This is a genomic window from Pseudomonas sp. PICF6, from assembly GCF_009831705.1.
In the GTDB taxonomy this organism is placed as follows: Bacteria; Pseudomonadota; Gammaproteobacteria; order Pseudomonadales; family Pseudomonadaceae; genus Aquipseudomonas; species Aquipseudomonas rhizophila.
In genome coordinates this window covers 229,795-230,473 of sequence record NZ_WUUD01000013.1, presented here as the reverse complement: position 1 = coordinate 230,473, position 679 = coordinate 229,795, and the positions used below count along the sequence as shown (strand labels likewise).

The 679-nt window shown below is 61.9% G+C and carries 1 protein-coding gene; it reads right to left on the bottom strand.

Translation table 11 applies throughout. The annotated features are described in order from the left end of the window. Positions 1-679 (bottom strand): VCBS domain-containing protein (locus GSM73_RS26980; RefSeq protein WP_256676733.1); only part of this gene is annotated, 679 nt, incomplete at both ends.

Sequence of the window (679 nt, the reverse complement as noted above, 5' to 3'; positions counted from 1 at the left end):
CAGGCCTTTGAAGTCGGCGTCGGCGGTGTTGAGCGTGTAGGTGTAGGAACCGTCAGCGTTGAGAACCAGCGTACCGTAAGTGCCAGTGAAGGTACCGGGCGTAACCGGGCCGGACGCCACACGATCCGCGCCTTCGGTGTCATTGGTCAGCACGCTGCCCGTCAGGGTCAGGTTGGTTTCCGAGGCGGTGCCGGCGTTGCTGTCGTCCACGGCTTGAGGCACATCATCAACGATATTCACGTCCAGATTGCCGGTGGCCGTGGTGCCGTTGTCGTCGGTGACCACGACGGCAAATTGCTCGCTGAGGCTGTTGGCGCCATTGCCGTTTGCGTGGGCTTCGTTGTCCAGCAAGGTGTAGCTGTAACTCACCACGCCCGTGACGGCGTTGAAGCCGGTGATGGTCAGTGTGTTGCCCAAGGCCGTGGTGATGGACTGTGGGAAACCGGCCGCAACACCGCCCGTGACGACATTGATGCCACCCACGCTCAGGGTCTGTACACCGTCCAGCGCGGTGATGGTGAAGGTGCCGCTTTGGGTCAGCGCTGGAGCGTCCGGGCTGGTGCCGTCGCTGAGGTTTTTCTCCTGAAGGTTCAGCTCACCGCCTTCGGTGTCCAGGCCTTCGATGATCACCGGGTCGTCGTTGTTGTGTACCTGTAGCACCAGGTTGGCGGTGCTCGTA